The organism is Streptomyces sp. NPDC086787 (genome assembly GCF_044745865.1).
In the GTDB taxonomy this organism is placed as follows: Bacteria; Actinomycetota; Actinomycetes; order Streptomycetales; family Streptomycetaceae; genus Streptomyces.
In genome coordinates this window covers 44,197-60,557 of sequence record NZ_JBIVBC010000005.1, presented here as the reverse complement: position 1 = coordinate 60,557, position 16,361 = coordinate 44,197, and the positions used below count along the sequence as shown (strand labels likewise).

Annotated in this window: 16 protein-coding genes; 4 read left to right on the top strand and 12 right to left on the bottom strand. The window is 71.0% G+C overall.

Annotated elements, in window-relative coordinates:
- Positions 1–8: 8 nt before the first annotated feature.
- A complete protein-coding gene (locus ACIPK3_RS14525) occupies positions 9–608 on the bottom strand; it encodes a hypothetical protein (protein WP_402569561.1) in 600 nt (199 codons plus the stop codon).
- Positions 609–811: 203 nt separating this feature from the next.
- Between ACIPK3_RS14525 and ACIPK3_RS14520 the strand changes: the two genes are divergently transcribed.
- The gene (locus tag ACIPK3_RS14520) at positions 812–1,483 is read left to right on the top strand and encodes a hypothetical protein (RefSeq protein ID WP_402569559.1); all 672 of its coding nucleotides are present in this window, start codon (positions 812–814) and stop codon (positions 1,481–1,483) included.
- A 91-nt stretch (positions 1,484–1,574) separates the two neighbouring features.
- Here ACIPK3_RS14520 and ACIPK3_RS14515 read toward each other — a convergent pair whose 3' ends face one another.
- Positions 1,575–2,945, bottom strand: coding sequence for a carotenoid oxygenase family protein (locus ACIPK3_RS14515; protein WP_402569557.1), 1,371 nt, complete (start codon positions 2,943–2,945; stop codon positions 1,575–1,577).
- A 65-nt stretch (positions 2,946–3,010) separates the two neighbouring features.
- Positions 3,011–4,588 (bottom strand): MFS transporter, encoded by a 1,578-nt coding sequence (locus tag ACIPK3_RS14510; protein ID WP_402569555.1) that lies wholly within the window; start codon positions 4,586–4,588, stop codon positions 3,011–3,013.
- Between the two features lie 245 nt (positions 4,589–4,833).
- On the opposite strand from ACIPK3_RS14510, the gene ACIPK3_RS14505 reads away from it, so the two are divergent.
- Positions 4,834–5,730 (top strand): aminoglycoside phosphotransferase family protein, encoded by an 897-nt coding sequence (locus ACIPK3_RS14505; RefSeq protein ID WP_402570178.1) that lies wholly within the window; start codon positions 4,834–4,836, stop codon positions 5,728–5,730.
- 98 nt (positions 5,731–5,828) lie between these two features.
- Here the strand turns inward: ACIPK3_RS14505 and ACIPK3_RS14500 are convergent, their stop codons facing one another.
- The 4 genes from ACIPK3_RS14500 to ACIPK3_RS14485 all read right to left on the bottom strand — a co-directional run bounded on the left by ACIPK3_RS14500 (position 5,829) and on the right by ACIPK3_RS14485 (position 10,597).
- The gene (locus tag ACIPK3_RS14500) at positions 5,829–6,371 is read right to left on the bottom strand and encodes a hypothetical protein (protein ID WP_402569553.1); all 543 of its coding nucleotides are present in this window, start codon (positions 6,369–6,371) and stop codon (positions 5,829–5,831) included.
- 84 nt (positions 6,372–6,455) lie between these two features.
- Positions 6,456–8,708 carry a phosphotransferase family protein gene (locus tag ACIPK3_RS14495; RefSeq protein ID WP_402569551.1) on the bottom strand — a complete coding sequence of 751 codons (2,253 nt, stop codon included), beginning with the start codon at positions 8,706–8,708 and terminating at the stop codon, positions 6,456–6,458.
- Positions 8,709–8,975: 267 nt separating this feature from the next.
- On the bottom strand, positions 8,976–9,689 hold the full coding sequence (locus tag ACIPK3_RS14490) for an HAD family hydrolase (RefSeq protein WP_402569549.1): 714 nt from the start codon (positions 9,687–9,689) through the stop codon (positions 8,976–8,978).
- Between the two features lie 29 nt (positions 9,690–9,718).
- Positions 9,719–10,597 carry a FadR/GntR family transcriptional regulator gene (locus ACIPK3_RS14485; RefSeq protein WP_402569547.1) on the bottom strand — a complete coding sequence of 293 codons (879 nt, stop codon included), beginning with the start codon at positions 10,595–10,597 and terminating at the stop codon, positions 9,719–9,721.
- Between the two features lie 162 nt (positions 10,598–10,759).
- Here ACIPK3_RS14485 and ACIPK3_RS14480 point away from each other — a divergent pair, with 162 nt between their 5' ends.
- On the top strand, positions 10,760–10,945 hold the full coding sequence (locus ACIPK3_RS14480) for a hypothetical protein (RefSeq protein ID WP_402569545.1): 186 nt from the start codon (positions 10,760–10,762) through the stop codon (positions 10,943–10,945).
- 43 nt (positions 10,946–10,988) lie between these two features.
- Here the strand turns inward: ACIPK3_RS14480 and ACIPK3_RS14475 are convergent, their stop codons facing one another.
- From ACIPK3_RS14475 to ACIPK3_RS14465, 3 genes are all read right to left on the bottom strand, one after another.
- Positions 10,989–11,897, bottom strand: coding sequence for a winged helix-turn-helix domain-containing protein (locus ACIPK3_RS14475; RefSeq protein ID WP_402569543.1), 909 nt, complete (start codon positions 11,895–11,897; stop codon positions 10,989–10,991).
- Positions 11,898–12,288: 391 nt separating this feature from the next.
- Complete coding sequence (locus tag ACIPK3_RS14470) at positions 12,289–13,587, bottom strand: GNAT family N-acetyltransferase (RefSeq protein WP_402569541.1); 1,299 nt, start codon at positions 13,585–13,587, stop codon at positions 12,289–12,291.
- Positions 13,588–13,639: 52 nt separating this feature from the next.
- A complete protein-coding gene (locus ACIPK3_RS14465) occupies positions 13,640–14,263 on the bottom strand; it encodes an aerial mycelium formation protein (protein WP_402569539.1) in 624 nt (207 codons plus the stop codon).
- A 159-nt stretch (positions 14,264–14,422) separates the two neighbouring features.
- On the opposite strand from ACIPK3_RS14465, the gene dtd reads away from it, so the two are divergent.
- Complete coding sequence (dtd, locus tag ACIPK3_RS14460; protein WP_402569537.1) at positions 14,423–14,848, top strand: D-aminoacyl-tRNA deacylase; 426 nt, start codon at positions 14,423–14,425, stop codon at positions 14,846–14,848.
- Positions 14,849–14,882: 34 nt separating this feature from the next.
- On the opposite strand, the gene ACIPK3_RS14455 is transcribed toward dtd, so the two are convergent.
- Positions 14,883–15,848 carry a YgfZ/GcvT domain-containing protein gene (locus ACIPK3_RS14455; protein WP_402569535.1) on the bottom strand — a complete coding sequence of 322 codons (966 nt, stop codon included), beginning with the start codon at positions 15,846–15,848 and terminating at the stop codon, positions 14,883–14,885.
- A 10-nt stretch (positions 15,849–15,858) separates the two neighbouring features.
- The gene (locus ACIPK3_RS14450; protein ID WP_402569533.1) at positions 15,859–16,296 is read right to left on the bottom strand and encodes a Fur family transcriptional regulator; all 438 of its coding nucleotides are present in this window, start codon (positions 16,294–16,296) and stop codon (positions 15,859–15,861) included.
- Positions 16,297–16,361: the final 65 nt, after the last annotated feature.

Sequence of the window (16,361 nt, the reverse complement as noted above, 5' to 3'; positions counted from 1 at the left end):
CGCATCCGCTAATCGACGTCGTTGATCAACTCGTCCAGCGCATGGCGCGCCGCCGGAACGAAACGTTGCCGGCATCCCTCCACGAGGGCATTCGCCTCGGAAGCAGTTGAGCGGTATCGCTCCCGCTGATCCTCGCTCAGCGGCCCCTTGCTCAGCTGCATCAGAGCCTCGATCGGCGGCTCGATGTTCCGATCCATGGCGTTGGCATATTCCGCGGCGAACTGGGCCACGTCAGCCGGTCCTTCCAGCTGAACCGCGTCGGCTGCGCGGCGCGTCGCGCGCACTGCGTCGATGGCCGCGCCCCGCCTGATGTCATAGCGGTGTTGGTCGAACGGTTCCAGCGTCAGCCGCCCCAGCTGCCAGATGGCCCCCTCAGCCTCATGGGCGGCATCCAGCAAGCCCTGATAGGCAGCTTGCCTGCGATCCCTGCGCCATTTCCGGTGTTCGACACGCAGTTCGCGATGTTGAATGCGATCACGCACAGCCTCTTCCCGTATTTGCTGCCGCTCCTGGGCTTCGCTCCGGCGCCGCTCGGTCCGAGCGGCCGCGAACGCCGTCAGACCACTGCCGAGCAGGGTGCCGCAAATTGCGATGACTGTCGTGATCAAGCTACTCGCCATGGAAGAACAGTCTGACGGGTCGGCGTCGACTCCGGCGACGAGAAGACGGCTCGGTCGAGTGAGACGGGGCACCACAACTCACCCACAACCCACCCATATGTGCGGCCAGTTGTCGTCAGCAGTGCCCGGCCTGGGTCCTCGACGACGGATGCCGTACTCAGGGCCTCGGGAGAGGCGCTTGGATGGGTGCCATGACCGTTCACGATGTTGCCGAGGCGCTTCCGGATATTCCGACGTTGCGGGACCGGTGTCGGTCGATAGCCATGCTGGAGGCCGTGCTGAACCCCGACGGCGAGCGCTGCTACTCGTTCGGCGGGGCTTGGTCCGAGACCGAGGAGATCGCCTCCATGCGCAACGGCTCGGGGGACGAGTTCGACGTCGTCTTCTCTCCGGCGGGCGCGTATGTCCGAGGCTTCGACCACGAGTCGGCGATGAGCCCGTATGTCGACGACGAGCCCTGGCCGGGCGTCGTGGACTCGGTCCCCGAGGTGTTCCGCGGTTGCGTCGAAGAGCCGGCCTTCACGGACGACGGGATGCCCCGGGTGACGGCCTGCATGTGGCGTGAGGCGGGAAGCGGGCACTGGCAGGCCGGAGAGATCGACTTCCCCGAGGAAAGCTCCGACCCGGACGGCTCGGGTTGGCTGTTCCACTTGCTGGTCGACCCGTCGCCCGAGGCATTCCAGAAGTTCGCCGAGGACTACTACGAGGTCCCGGTCGACCTCGACGCGGTGCGCCATGTGTATGCCCTGCGCCCACTGACCCGGGATGTGGTCATGGCGTTGAACGCCAAGGCGACCCTGGCGGGCATCGCCGACGCGGCCACCGCGATCGGCTATGCCGTCGCGGCCGGCCCGGCTTTCTGACCGGGGGCGGGCAAGGACTGACAGAGGGCGGCGCGGGGAGTGTCGCGCCGCCCTCCGGTCAGTTGCCCTCCGTCTGCCGGCGGGGTGGTGGTCAGGCTGCGGTGGGGCCGTCCAGTTCGGTGTCGGGGACCCAGGAGCCGTGGATTCCGGCGGTCACCCGGCGGGGGAGGTGGACGGTGGCCACCTGGTCGAGGCCGGACGCGTCGAGGACCAGGAGCTGGGAGGCGTCCTGCTTGAGGTCGGAGACGACGGTCAGGAGGTAGCCGTCGTCCTCGTGGGTGGCTCCGGCGGCGGGGACGAAGACTGCCTCGCTGGGCAGACGGGCGTCGCCGACCTGGTGGATGCGGCGGGCGCCGGTGGTGCGGTCGTACTTGACGACGCCGTAGCCGCCGAAGCCGCGCTCGTCGGGGAAGGAGATGGCGTACTGGTAGCGGTTCTCGACGCCCAGGTAGTCCTCGTTGAGGGTGGGGAACTCCACCGCGAGGTCGTCGATGATGTGCTCGTCGACGGCACCGGCGGTCAGGTCGATGACCCAGCGGCGGGTGTAGGAGCGCGCGTTGGGCTCGGAGCCGCGACCGGGGGCGCCGACCCACCAGTTCCAGGAGAGGTGGAAGCCCTCGCGGTCCACGGTGGGGCCCTCCAGGACGATGCGGCCCTGGCCGTCCTCGTAGGCGTTGGAGACGTGCAGCATGTTGCCCGGCTCGATGGAGAACCAGCGGATGTTCCGGGCACCGTCCGCGCCGCGCGGCATGACCCCGATACGGGACGGGTGCTGGTCGCTCCAGCCGTACGGGATGCCCGAGTGCTCGGTCGGGTCGAAGGTGACGTTGCCCTCGATGAAGACCACGTGGTGGCGGGTGATGGCGAAGTCGTGCTTGAGGGAGGCGGTCGCGTCCGGGATCTCGGCGCTGTGGACGATCTCGCCCTTGGCGTCGGAGACGTAGTACGTCAGGAACGGCGGGACGGGCGACGACGCGAAGAAGTGGAGTTCGCCCGTGACCGGGTCCTCCTTGGGGTGCGCGGTCATCGCGGTGCGCAGCTTGCCGTTGAAGTCGAAGGCGCCGACCGTCTCCAGCTCAGGGGTGAGCTCGAAGGGGAGGTTCGCCTCGCACAGGGCGAGCAGTCGTCCGGCGTGCTCGATGATGTGGGTGCCGGCGGGGCTGGCGGTCAGGTCCGGGCCGCGCTCGGTCATGTAGGGGGCGCCTTCGAGGGCGGGGGTGTGCACCCAGCGGTTGCGGTACCACTCGGCGCGTCCCTCGCGCAGCCGGATGCCGTGGACCATGCCGCTGCCCTTGAACCAGTGCGTCGGGGTGACGCCGGGCTTGGGGTTGTGGCCGTTGCGGAGCAGTCGTCCGGTCAGCTCGGGGGGCAGGTTGCCCTCGACGGTGAGCTCGGTGGCGGTGATCTCGTCGGCGACGGGGGTGTAGTGACCGGTCAGGTAGGGCTTCTTCTCAGCCGGCATGACAGGAATCTCTTCTCTGGTGAGTGGATGTGACGGGGCGGCGAAAGGTCTGTTCGGTGTGGGCATCAGCGGGCCGTCGGGCTCTGCCCGTTCGAGGTCCGGGTCCCGGGCGGGCCGGGTCGTGATGTCGCGTGCGGCGGGGGCAGGGACGAGGACGGGAGGGGGGAGGACGGGCGGTCAGGGGCCGGGGCCTCGGCGATGGCGGGGGCGGTGGCGGTCCGTCGGCTTCCGGCAGCGCGGGTGAGGAGCAGCGCGAGGATCGCGGTGGCCGCGAGGATCGCGGCGGAGGCGCCGAAGGCGGCGCGGTATCCGGCGGCGACGGCTTCCAGGTGAGGTGTGTCTCCGGCGGCGTGGGCGGTGACGGAGCCCGCCAGGGTGGTCAGGACCGCGAGTCCGATCACGCCACCGACCTGGCGGGTGGTGTTGACCAGTCCTCCGGCCAGCCCGGCGTCCTGTGTGGGGACGCCCTCGACGGACAGGGCGGTCATCTGGACGAAGGCGATGCTCAGGCCCAGGCCGATCAGAGTGGTGGGGCCGAGGACGTCGGTGAGGTAGCTGCCGTGGGCGCTGATCCGGGACAGCCACAGCATTCCGCCGGCCTCGGTGAGCAGGGCCGCGATCACGGTCGCCCCGGCGCCGATCCGCCGGGAGATGCGCGGTGCCAGCGTGGCGCCGAGCATGTTGGCCGTGGCGAAGGGAAGTTGGCCCAGGCCCGTGGCCAGCGGGTCCATTCCCAGGACCTGTTGCTGGTAGAGCGACAGGAAGACGAACAGGGCGATCCATACGGAGCCCATCAGCGCCATCAGCAGGTTGCCCGCGGCGACCCGGCCGGTGGTGAACAGGCGCGGCGGTATGAGCGCGTCCGGGCGGCGGCGCTCGATCACGACGAAGACCGCGAGCAGTACGGCGGAGGCGAACAGGGCGCCCAGCACACCGGTGTCCGTCCAGCCGGCGCCGCGTGCGGTGGTCAGCCCCCAGACCAGGCAGGTCAGGGCAAGACTGACCGTGGCGGTGCCCAGCAGGTCGAACCGCCCGGACTCCCGGCCCGCCGCCCGTGGGACGAGGGCCGCCACCGCGGCCAGCACCAGCACGGCCCCGAGGGCGACGCAGTAGAAGATCCAGGGCCAGCCCCCCGCCTGGGTGAGGACACCGCCCAGCAGGACGCCGCACGCACCTCCCGCGCCGGAGACCGCGCCCCACACGCCCAGTGCCCTGCCCCGCCCGGGACCGGAGGGGAACAGTTCCATGGTCAGGGCGAGCGCCGCCGGGGCGATGGCGGCCGCGCCCACGCCCTGGACGGCCCGGACGGCGATCAGCACACCGGAGGAAGCGGCCAGTCCGGCCGCCAGCGAGGAGCCCGCGAACAGCGCGAGACCGGCGATCAGCACCCGGCGGCGGCCCAGGAGGTCGGCGGCACGTCCGCCCGCCAGCAGCAGAGCCCCGAACGCCAGACTGTAGGCGTTGACCACCCAGGTGGTCCCGCTGTCCGACAGGCCCACCCCGGAGCGGATGTGCGGCAGCGCCACGTTCACGATCGACGTGGCGACCATGATGATGAACTGGGCCGCGGCGAGCGCCGCGAGCACGGCGCCCGGTCGGGGAGCGCGCGGCGCCGGGCCTGTCTGTGTGCGTTCGAGGGGCATGCCGCACACGCTCGTGCGGACCGCTGTCCACTTTCCAGACCGTCAGGAGCCCGGCACTGTCCACTCCTGTCCGATACTGACCGCCTGCGCCTCGGCCCCGTAAAGGGCGTGCGGCTGCAAAAAGGGCGTGCGGCGGCGAGTGCGACGTAGTACTCCTGGTGTCATCTGACGTCATCTCTCGCCAGGAGTATTCGGTGGCCGTTCGTCGTGTTGTCCCCAACGTGCAGTCCGAGGCCCTGCCGGACGTGGCGCTGCACGAGGGTGAGATCCCGGTCGACGAGACGCTGGTCCGGTCGCTGCTGAGGGCGCAGCGTCCCGAGTGGGGAAGGCTGCCGTTGGCCGCCGCGGGTGCGGGTACGGACAACGTCATGTACCGGGTGGGCGGCGAGTTGCTCGCGCGGCTACCGCGCACCGCCGCGAACGGAGAGGCCGTACGGAAGGAACAGGAGTGGCTTCCGAGGCTGGCGCCCTTCCTTTCGTGGCCGGTTCCCGAGCCGGTGCACGCCGGGACGCCCACCGACGCCTACCCGGTGGTGTGGTCGGTGCAGCGCTGGATCGACGGCGCCGAGGCCGGTCCGGACACCGTCCGGGACTGGTCCGCGTTCGGGGCCGACCTGGCGGCCTTCGTCAAGGAACTGCACGGTGTCGACCTCATGGGCGCGACCCGCGCGGACGGCCTCGGCTGGTACCGCGGCGGCAGCCTGGCGCCGTGCGACGAGTGGGTCGGCGAGTCCTTCGACGCGTGCCGGACCACCGTGGGTGCCGAGCTCGACATCGACACGCTGGAGCGGATGTGGCGGACCGCGCTCGCACTGCCCGACCCCAGCGGACCTCACGTATGGCTGCACGGCGACCTCAAACCGAGCAACCTCCTGGTCCGGGACGGCAAACTGCACGCGGTCATCGACTTCGGGGGACTCTCGGTCGGCTTTCCCGACGCCGAGCACGCCACGGTCTGGGACCTGCCGCGACCGGCACGGCGGGCCTACTGGGACGCCCTGGATCTCGACGAGCCGACCTGGATCCGCGCTCGCGCCTGGGCCATCGCGGTGGGCGTCAGCGGAATCTCCTACTACTGGCACACCTTTCCCGCCTTCGTCGCCGAATGCCGCGCACGCCTCCAGGCGATCCTCGCCGCCTGAGCCGCCCGAGTCCCCTGAGCCCCCTGAGCGCCTGCGCTCTTCGCCGGTCGACCGGACGGAACTGGTGGACTGGCTCCTCACCGACGTGCGCGACCGGGTCACCGACGCCCGTCCGGAGGACCCGGAACTCCTTGGGCACCCCCGGACGCTTGTTCCCGGTTCCGCGCCCGCACCCACGCCTCCACCGTCGTGAGGTCCGCGTCCCTGATGCCGTACTGGTGCTCGACGCGATGCAGCAGGGCGGGGCCGTGGTGGTGTGCGGCGACCCAGGCGCGGTCGGCCTCGGTGATCTCGTCGTCCAGCCAGACGAAGGGGCGGCCGGCCGCCCAGACCGTCAGTGACCTGGTCTTCCAGTGCATCAGGGCAGGCGGCTCGTCCTCGTCGGGCCATTCGACGACCGGGAGCGGGGGCAGGCCGAGCCAGGGTGAGATGACGGCGTTCGCGTCGTCCATCCACGTGGTGGCCCACACCAGCTCGCAGCCCAGCGCGCGCAGCCGCGGGCCCAGCGAGGGGTCGATCCGGGACAGCAGCGGGTGCTCCCCGGCGGCCTCCGGGGGAACGCCGGGCGACTCGTACACGGGAAACAGGCGGTCCGCCCCGAACGGGATCAGTGGGCCGTCGACATCGAGGAAGAGGATCATCGCAGGACAGGATCCGTCACCGGGTCGGCTCCCGGCCACAGGCCAGGCCGTCTGCGCCGGGGCCGGCTCCGGGGAGGAGCTGCCCTACGCCGGCCCCCACGCGCGGTACGGGTTCGCTCCGCGTCGTACCGGCAGGCCGAGGGAGGCCGTGGCGGCGGCCAGGGTCATCGCGTACGAGTCCACCGCCCGGCGTACGTTCGGGGCGTCCAGGCCCGCCCCCGTGACAAGCCGGTCGAGGTCGACGTAGGCCGAGCGGACCAGCTCGATCCAGCGGTACACGTGCGAGTCCCGCCGCCAGTTCCCGGTGTACTCCGCGGGCAGCGTCCGCTCCCAGCGGCGGAACATCCGGTCGCGGATGTCCGGCTTGGTGGGAGTCAGATGCATGTGCCGGACCAGGTCGTAGAGCGGGTCGCCGACCAGCGCCATCTCCCAGTCGATGAGGGTGAGCGCCAGCCGGTCGTCCCGGCGTACCAGGTTCCACGGGTTGAGGTCGCCGTGCAGCAGGGCCGGTGTCCGGCGGGAGACCCGCTGCCGGGCGAGGATCTCGCGGAGCCGGGGGGCGTCGGGCAGACCGAGGAAGCGGGCCAGTTGCTGGGACTCCCTGGGCAGGCCCGCGACGAGTGTCACGAGCTGCTCGCACAGCCCGCCGTGGAAGTCGGTCTTCTCCGCGACCGGGTCGAGTGGTCGGTGGTCCACCGCCGTCAGGGCGCCGAGCTGGTCGACCAGGCCGTCCGCCTCGTGCGGGCGCAGACCGTCCACCGGGTGCTCCGGCCTGCGCGCGGGGTCGCGCGGGCCCTCGTAGGTGTGGACAGCGAAGCCGTCCTTCGGGTGGCTCTCGCCGAGCGCCAGCACCCGTGGCGCGGCCACCGCCACACCCGATTTCTCGATCGCCGCGAGTACGGCGTGCTCGCTCAGAAAGCTGCGTTCGCGCCGGTTCGGGTTCGCGACCTCGCGGCGGATGACCACGGGAAAGTCCGTGCCGGGCACCCGGACCACCGTGTTGAGATGCGCGGTGCCCTTGAAGACCCGGTCGGCCGGGGCGGCGCCCTCCAGGTACAGCGCGTCGCCCACGGCGGACCGCCCGAAGTCGGCTCGCTCCGGGACCCGTTCGTCCGGCACCCAGTCGATCGCCACAGCGGCCGGCACGGAGAACGGGCCGGAGAGCGTCCCGGACAGCGACCCGAGCCGCCGGGCTTCGACCGATCGCGCGGACGCCCGCCAGCGGAACAGGATCCGCTCGATCTCCGGCTCCCCCGGCACCTGACGCAGTCCCAGCGGCCCGGCCGCCGACTCCAGCGCGCGGCGCACGGTCGCCGTCGCCTCGGCGAGGCTGCTCCCCTGCCCGAACGATTCCTCCGGCGAGCCCGGCGACCCCTGCGACCCCGTTGAGCCCGCAGACCCCGGGCACTCCAGCGACCGCGCCGCCCTGACGATGTCGGGGTAGACGGACTGCGCCCGCTCGAAGGCGAGGTAGTGGCGCAGGTCCCTGGTCACCCCGTGCACCGCGGCGGGACGGACCGGGCGCATGGCGTCGGCCCACGCCTCCACGACCTCGTCGTACTGGTCGGCCGGGTAGCCGGTCCGCACCAGGTGCACGGCGAGGTCATGCAGGGGGTCGCCGTAGGTGGCCAGTTCCCAGTCCAGGCAGACCAGCGGCGAGGTGCCGTCGCGTGAGGTGAGGACGTTGCCCCGGTGCAGGTCGCCGTGGAGCAGGCCGTACGGCCGCCGCGCCATCGCCGGTACCCGGTCGGCCAGCCGGAGCATGGCGTCGTCCGGAATGCCGAGCGCCGCGAACAGCCCGCCGAACCGCGGCAGGTTGGGCCGGCGGATCTGTGTCTCCGCCAGATGGGCCAGCGTGCGCAGGAAGCCCTGGCTGTCGGTGTGGTTGCGGGGCCAGAAGGGGGGCAGGGGCGGCAGCGCGGCCCGGCGTACCCGGGTGGGGCGGGCGAGCAGCCCGGCCAGGTCCCTCAGCAGCGGGCCCTCGACCGGCTTGCCGTCCGGGCAGACCGCGGCGAGCGGGACTCCGTCCACATGGCTGTGGATGGCGTAGCCGTCGCCCTGGGCCAGGCACTGGGGGACGTCGGTCAGCACGCTGCCGACGGCCCGCAGGATCCACGGCTCGTCCTGCCAGGTGCGGATCACCACGGGCGGGGCGTCGGTACGGCGGACCCGCACGACCACGGGGGTGCCCGGCCGACGGCCGACCAGCCGGGCAACCGCGTCGGTCAGCGGCAGCAGGTAGTTCCGGTTGTGGAAGCCGTCGCTCAGCCGCCCCCGTTCAGCGGCATGTCCCAGGAACGCCTGGTACACGGCGTCGGGGGCAGGCGCTGCGCCCACTGTCCCTCCGGGGGATCACTCGCGGGAAATGCCGTACGGGAAGGGCTTGTTCATGAGTCATCAACAGGTCTTCGACAGGCTGGCGGGCGCGGCTGGAGTCACGGCCGAGCCGTCGCCGCGACGGTTGCGGAATGCTAACCCGCTGGGGAGGGCCGCGGATCCGAATCGGCGACTATTCGTGTGGCGCACGTCTGTGCTAGGACCCGGCGACCCAACGCCCTAACGGCCCAACCGCCCAACGACCTGACGACCTGACGACCTGACGACCTAACGCCCCAGCATCCGCAGCAGCGGCTCCAGGGAGGTGACGACGTGGTCGGCGCCGGACTCGTGGAGGAGCGCTCGCTTCTCCTCGTCGCGCGCGTACCCGAGGAACTCGACCCCGGCGGTGTGCGCGGCGGTGAGGTCCATGAGGGAGTCGCCGATCATCAGGGCGACGGCGGGCGCGGCGCCCATGGCGTCGAGGGCGCGGTTGAGGCAGTGCGGGTCGGGCTTGAGGCGCCGGACGTCGCCGGTGCGGCCGTAGATGTGGGGGGCGAAGCAGCCGGTGAGGCCGCGGCCGTCGAGATAGGCGCGGACGACCTGGGGTGAGTTGTTGCTGGTGATGGCGAGCCGGGAGCCGGTCGCCGTCCAGGTGCGGATCAGCCGGTCGGCGTACTCGGTGGGCGCCGCGGTGGCCGAGGCCCGCAGCTCCTCCTCGGTGAGACGTTCCTCCAGCTCCGCGACCAGCTCGCTGCCGGGCCGCCTGCGGTCCACGGCACGCAGGACGTCCTGCGGGTCCTCCGTCAGGCGTTCCCGCTCGTCGAGCAGTCCGGCCGGGCCCCGGTCGGCCAGCCAGTCCACCAGGTGGCGGGCTATCGACTCGGGTTTGTGACCCGCGAACAGCCGGCAGACCGGCCCGTCGAAGTCCCACAGAATCACCCGGGCCCGTGTGACCGCTTCCCTCAGCCTCTCGTGCTCCTGCGCGGTCGTTTCCGTCACCGGTTCGGTCTGTTTCGTATCAGAAGTCACTAGGAGAGTGTCAGGTCCGTGGTGATGGTTTCCCAGAGGGCGTCGAACCACATCTGTGACTGCTCCACGAACGCCTCGTCCCGCCGGCCCCGCCGCTTCTCGAACGAGAAGAGCAGGGACTTGGAGCCCAGGGCGTCGTACATGTCCAGCATGCCGTTGTCGGTGGACTCCTTGCGGCGGGTCACCGTGTAGTACGCGAAGAGCACCTCCGTCCCGCCCAGCAGGTACAGCTTGACCGGCGGGGTGAACGGCAGCGCGCGGAAGGTGACCCGGACGTCGATGTCATGGGTGGCGCGCAGGGCGTTCAGGTTGTACTGGAGGACCTGACCCTGGGCGTTGCGCATGGCGAGCCAGCGCTCGTGGACGGGGTCGTCGTCACCGCGTCCCTTGACCGGAACCGGGAAGGCCAGGTCGATGTCCCGGGACGGCAGCAGGATGCGGACGTCGATGGACTGGGGGTGGAGGCGGCCCGCGTGGATCTCGCGCAGGGGCTCGCTCATCGCGAGCATGAGGGTCTCGGCTGTGAGGCAGACCGCGTCTATCCGCACCTGGGGCGCCGCGAAGGCCTCGGCGAGCCGGGGACCGAGGCCGACCATCGTGGGCTGGGGGTGGTCGGGGCCGGGCTCCGGCTGGGCGATCCGCGGCGGGCTGCCCTTGCTGACGTTGCTGAGGAGGCCGTCGGCCTGGAGGGACCGCAGGGCCTGGCGTACGGCGCCACGCTCCACGCCGAACTCCTCGGCGAGTTCGGCCTGGGTGGGCAGGCGGTCCCCCGCCTTGAGCTCGCCGACGCGGATGCGTTCCCGCAGGGTGTCGGCGATCTCCTGGGACGTGAGCCTTCTGCCGCCGTTCACTGCCACGTTCTCCTGGGTCACGACCAAACGCTACAACTTTGATCCATCTAAAGGGAGTTGCCCGGAAGTTGTTTATGCGTTGCTGCCAAGTGGGGACAACATAGTCAGAGTTGGTTACCAACTTGGCCGAGTTGGTGGAAGTTTTGCCTCCCGGCGCCACCGCCCGGTCCGCCCGAAGGGGGAATCAACGTGCCTGCTCTCGCCCTCCTCTCCGCGCTGTTCGTCGTCGGCTTCGAGCAGCTCGTCCAGTGGAAGTACGGCGCCACCGGCATCGTCGGCCTGCTGCTGTTCACCGTCGGCATCAAGGCCAAGAGCCCCGCCGTCAGCTCCGCCGGGGCCGTACTGCTCGCCGTCCTGATCGCCGGGGCGGTCTAGGGCCCAATCACCCGAAGGCCCACAGCCCCAGGGACCCGCAGCCCTAGGTCAGCACCAGATCCGAACTGATCGTCTCCCACAGCGCGTCGAACCAACCGCGGGACTGCTCCACGAACGCGGCGTCCCGCGGCCCGACGCTCCGCTCGAAGGCGAACAGCATGGACCGGGTGCCCTCCGCGTCGTACATCTCCAGGTGCTCCTGGCCGATCATCCGCTCCCGCCTGGAGAGCGTGTAGTAGGCGAAGAGCGCCTCCTCGCCGTTGAGCAGGTACAGCTTCACCGGCGGGGTGAACGGCAGCGCGCGGAAGGAGACCCGCACGTCGATGCCGTGTGTGGCGCGCAGGGCCAGCAGGTTGTGCCGCAGCACCTGGCCCTGCGCGTTGCGGTGGGCGAGCCAGCGCTGGTGCAGCAGACCGGTGGCGGAGGCGTCGTCCACCGGCGCCGGGAAGGCCAGGTCGATGTCCCGGCTCGGCAGCAGGATCCGCACGTCGACCTTGGCCGGTTTCAGCCGTCCGGCGTGGATCTGGCGCAGCGGTTCACCGATCGCCAGGGTGAGCGAGACGGCGGTGAGGCACAGCGCGTCGATCTCTACGTGCGGAGCGGCGAAGGCCGCGGCCGTGCGCGGGGCGAGGGCGGCCATGGTGGGCTGCGGAGCGGCTCCCGGGCCTGCCGGGAGCGGATACCGGGCCGGGTGCGGGGCGACTGTGGCGGGGCTGCCCTTCGAGACTCCGGTGAGCAGGTGCTCCGCGTGCAGGATGTTCAGCGCCTGCCGTACGGCCCCGCGCTCCACGCCGAACTCGTCGGCGAGCCTGGCCTGGGTGGGCATGCGGTCCCCCGCCCTGAGCTCGCCGGAGGCGATCCGGGCGCGCAGCTCGTCGGCCACCTCACGGTGTGACTTCTGTGGCCGCTGTGACCTTTTCCGCCCATTGGCGGAGGCGTGTTCCGGGTCCACACGATGACACTACAACTTCCCGCCATCTTCGGGCAGTTCACGGAAAGGTGGTTATACGCCGGTTCCAGGCGGAGATAACACCATTGAGTTGGCAGCCAACTCGAACAACATGGCCGGACTTTCCGGCGGTTGGCCGCACGGGCTTCCTTCCGGAGGGGAGCCGGGAGCCCGGCGGCCGACCGGCCGGCGACGAACCACAACGGCACCACAGGCACAGTCACAACTGAACACACCAGCACAGTCACAACTGAACGCGCAGCCACAACCGAACAGCTCGCTACGGATCAACGACCGAAGACAGGAATCAGAGACAGAACAGCGGACAGAACCGCAGACAGGAAGCCGGACGGGCAGCCGGGAAGGCAGGCAGCAGCCGGCGAGAAGGGAGCCGTCAGAATATGTCCGGGCACCAAGGCCGCCTGGGCGTGTGCAGCAGGGCGTCGGCCACTCGGGCGGCGCCCGCTCGTACTTCCCGGACCCGGCCCAGCGCCACCAGCCGTGCCGCCGTCTCGTCACCGAGCCACAGCATGGACAACTCGGCGACCCCGAGGACCAGTTCCGGATCCGCGCCGGTCGGGGTGCAGGACGATCCCTCGAGGGACGCCTCCAGCCGGTAGCGGCCGCCGGTGAGCCCCTGCTCGTCGGTGACCTCCAGCACCAGCGCGCCCGTCCCGCCGTACGTCCGCGCCTCCAGGGCCCGTACGACGTCCAGGATCCGCACCCACAGCCAGTCGGTCTGTGTGGTGATCCTGGCCGCCCGCGGGTCGGGCAGATAGAGCGGGAGCAGGTCGTCGGGCGCCCGCCAGCCGCTCTTGACCTCGGTGATCCAGTCCATGGTGCACACGAAGTGCCACAGGTCGCGCTCCGCCGCCGGGGTCGACGCGATCAGCCAGTGGACGTTCGCCGTGTTGTGCGGCTGCTTGCCGTGCCAGGTGTCGTCCGGCACGTACTTCATCATGCCCTCGACCTCGCCAGAGGCGGAGCGGTGGACGGCGTAGAAGGGCTCGGTCCAGTCGTCGAAGAAGCGCAGGGCTCCCGTGGCCGTCTTCCACCACACCTCGTCCCGGCTGACGGCACCGGGCTGCGCGCGGCGCACCCGCTCGTGCAGCTCAGGGCCGAGCCGGCGCACGTCCTCGGCGTCCACCAGGTCGATGCGGGCGCCGCCCTCGGGACCGGACCAGCGGGGGTCCAGACCGGCGCGGGTCACGTCGACGGTCCACTCGGCGAAGTGGGTGGCGGGGCCGAAGCCGTAGCGGCCGTAGATCGGGTACTCGGCGGCGATCAGCGTGGCCAGGACGTCCTCGCGCTCCTTCGCGGCGGCGATGTCCAGGCTCATCATGCGACTGAGGAGGCCGCGGCGGCGGTGGGTGGCGGTGACCGTGACGTTGGAGATCGCGTCGGCCTGGACGGACGCCCCGCCCACCGCCGTGACCTGCTGGTCGAAGGAACGGAAGGTCGCGACACACCGCCCGCCGTCGAACGCGCCGAGCAGCCGGCCGGGCACGAACTGGCTTCTGCGCGCCTCCACCTGCTCCTGCGTCGAGACCGGCTGCCGCAGGAACCCGGTGTTCAGGGCACGGTTCCAGTCGGCGAACTCGGCTTCGGTGATGGGGCGTACGTCGATCTCGGAGGTCCCTGAGACCGCCGAGGTCGCTGTGGTCGCTGAGGTCTCTGAGGCGGAGCGGCTCATAGAGGTCACGGTAGGTCCACGAGGCAACGGTGTCGCAGGATTTTCCCGGGGCTCACGTCAGCAGGTCGTCCACCTGCGCCTCGCCGTCCCGGTACCGCCGGGCGATCTCGGCGCCGCAGCCGTCGGCCGTGCGCTGGAGGTGCTGGCGGCTGCGGGAGACCTGCTGCTCGTAGCGGACCAGACGGCCCATCGCGGTGCCCAGTTCCAGGTCGGTGCGCGCCTGGAGGTCGGACAGCTCGACCTCGGCGAGCATCTCGGTGGCCAGGCGCCGGTACTCCTCGCTGTGCGGCGTACCGACCGTCACATGGCGGGCCGAGGAGCGGTACCGGGCCGGGGCGTCGGTGAGGATCTCCGACAGCCGGGCGACCACCGGCACCGGAGCGTGCGCGGGAGTCACCAGGACCGCCGGGCCGCGCCGGGACAGCTCCGCGCGCAGGATGTCGATACGGCCCTGCAACAGGCGCCGCACATAACTGAGGTCCGCCTCGTCGCGCTGGGCGTCCCGGCGCAGCGCGCGCAGCTCCGGCAGGCTCAGCAGGACCAGCTCGGGTTCGGCCGGATCCTCGGGCAGCGGCGCGCTGTCGACGCGCTGCGCGGGCGGGCGGTGCGGGTCGGAGCCGGCCTCGCGGATGTCCGCGACCGCCCCGGTCGGCTGCCCGGTGCTCGGTGTGCTCATGTGCCTCAACCGTCCCCTCGACCGGCGTACGGAAGCATCGTGCCACCCCAAGTGGCCAGTATGTGACCGAGAGCCCCCGAACGGCCCCAGATGGGGGCTTAAGGATCAAAAATAGGCCCTCCGTGAACGCGGGTGCGGCACCCGGGCATCATGGTCCGCATGCGTGCAGTGGTGCAGAGGGTGGACGGCGCGAGCGTCGTCGTGGACGGCGAGACGGTGGGCGAGATCACCGGCGAGGGACTGTGCGTCCTGGTCGGGGTGACGCACGAGGACACCAAGGAGAAGGCGGCCCAGCTCGCCCGCAAACTCTGGTCCGTGCGCATGCTGCACGAGGAGCGGTCGTGCAGCGACATCGACGCACCGCTGCTGGTCATCAGCCAGTTCACGCTCTACGGCGACGCGCGCAAGGGCCGCCGCCCGACCTGGAACGCGGCCGCCCCCGGCGATGTCGCCGAGCCGCTGGTGGACGAGGTGGTCGCCCAGCTGCGCGCGCTGGGCGCGACGGTGGCGACGGGCCGGTTCGGCGCGCACATGCGCGTGTCGCTGACGAACGACGGCCCGTTCACGGTCCTGATCGAGGTGTGAACCCCTCGCCGCCCAGGGCTCGACGCCTTGCCGCCTAGGGTTCGACGACGGTCTCCTGCGCCGCGGCCGTGTTCCCCACCAGCAGCGGCGCGTCCACGGGCACGTTGCGCTTGACCAGGGCCAGCGCGATCGGGCCCAGCTCGTGGTGGCGCACGGAAGTGGTGACGAAGCCGATCTTGCGGCCGTCGGGGCCGTCGTCCGCCAGGCGGATCTCGGCGCCGTGCGCGGGGAGGTGGACGTCGCTGCCGTCGAGGTGGAGGAAGACCAGGCGGCGCGGGGGCTTGCCCAGGTTCTGGACCCGGGCGACGGTCTCCTGGCCGCGGTAGCAGCCCTTCTGGAGGTGCACCGCCGTGCCGATCCAGCCCAGCTCGTGCGGGATGGTGCGGTGGTCGGTCTCGAAGCCGACGCGGGGCCGGTGCCGCTCGACGCGCAGCGCCTCGTAGGCGAGGAGCCCGGCGGCGGGGCCGGTCCGCTCGGCGTACGACTCCAGGTCGGCGCGGGGCAGGAAGAGGTCACGGCCGTACGCCGTCTCGCGTACGACGACACCCTCCGGGGCCTCCGCGATGGAACCGGCCGGCAGATGCACGACGGCGAAGTCGGCGGTCCGGTCGGCGGTCTCGACCCGGTAGAAGAACTTCATCGACTCCAGGTACGAGAGCAGCTCGCCCTGGGTGCCCGGCTCCACATGGGCCCAGACCGTCGTGCCGTCGTCCACCAGGTACAGCGCGTGCTCGATGTGGCCGTTCGCGGACAGGATCAGCGCCTCGGTCGCCTCGCCCACCGGAAGCTCGCTGACATGCTGGGTGAGCAGCAGGTGCAGCCAGCTCAGCCGGTCCGCGCCGGTGACGGTGAGGACCCCCCGGTGGGAGAGGTCGACGAATCCGGTGCCGTCGGCGAGTGCGCGCTGCTCGCGGAACAGGTCGCCGTAGTGGGCGGCGACACCTTCGTCCACGCCCTCGGCGGGGACGGCGCCGGGCAGGGACAGCAGAGGGCTCTTCATATACGTAAGCCTACGACTCGGTAATTGAACTCTTGAGCGTGCAGTCCTCGCACCGGCCGAAGATCGCAAAGTGCTTCATGTCCGTGTCGAACCCGAACGTCTCGCGCAGCTTGGCCGTGAACTCGGACGCCACCTCGGTGTCCGCCTCGATCACGTTCTGGCAGTCCCGGCACACCAGGTGGATGTGGTGGTGCCGGTCGGCCAGGTGATAGGTCGGCGCCCCGTGCCCGAGGTGCGCGTGCGAGACGAGCCCGAGCTCCTCCAGCAGCTCCAGCGTCCGGTACACGGTGGAGATGTTGACCCCCGACGCCGTCTTCCGCACTTCCACGAGGATGTCGTCGGGCGTCGCGTGCTCAAGGGTGTCCACGGCTTCGAGCACGAGTTGCCGCTGCGGCGTCAGCCGGTAGCCGCGCTGCCTGAGGTCGCTCTTCCAGTCGGTGCTCACCACATGGACAAGTCTAGGCATGGGATGGGCGGGGCAGGGGGTGGCCGACGGTTACGGCCTCACGGACC